Origin of the sequence: Enterococcus sp. C76 (assembly GCF_040886985.1) — a bacterium.
Lineage (GTDB): Bacteria > Bacillota > Bacilli > Lactobacillales > Enterococcaceae > Enterococcus_B > Enterococcus_B lactis.
The window spans coordinates 1-590 of the sequence record NZ_JBFOEY010000041.1 but is presented as its reverse complement, the minus strand read 5'-3'; the positions used below and the strand labels follow the sequence as shown (position 1 = coordinate 590).

Genomic DNA, 590 nt, shown 5'->3' with positions numbered 1-590 from the left:
CTTTGTACTTCCCTCACTAAAACAATTTTAGGAAATAGTCCTTCAGAAAACTTCACACGATATTCTTTATTTCTAACTGACACTAAAAAGCCATCTTCGAACTTCCTTACAGCAAACTCTTTCTTTTTACAATTGAATTTTTTACATATCTCCTTTTCTTGATTTTTTGTTAGTATCTTCTTTTTAAACATATTTTTGCTCCTTTCCTATTTTTTACGTACTAACGAAGCAATTCTTGCAGAACTTGCATTTCTTGTATACTTTGCGCAAATTTGTCCCTGTTCAGCATTCTGTTCATAGGTATCAAACGTGCCATCTTTATTTACTCCTCGGACAATCCCAGTATGTCCATAAATTCCCGGAGAAATTGCCCCACCGCCATACCAATTAATAACATCACCAGCTTTTAAATCTTTTACACTTGGATCAATTTTTACTTCCCAACCATATTTTCCCCAATCATAATCTGTACCAATCGACCAAGCATACATTTTTCCAGATCCCATCATTTGTGGACCACCTAATTTTTGAACATAATAAGCGGTTAACCCATAACATTGTCCATTGTTAACCATTGTGCCAAGAACTTT

General features: G+C 34.6%; 2 protein-coding genes. Both read right to left on the bottom strand.

Annotation, left to right across the window (positions count from 1 at the left end; translation table 11 throughout):
- The coding region (locus AB3I00_RS14605) for a hypothetical protein (RefSeq protein WP_368025616.1) at positions 1-191 on the bottom strand (191 nt) is incomplete at its 3' end.
- 15 nt (positions 192-206) lie between these two features.
- On the bottom strand, positions 207-590 hold a 384-nt coding region (locus tag AB3I00_RS14600; RefSeq protein WP_368025615.1), incomplete at its 5' end, for a CHAP domain-containing protein.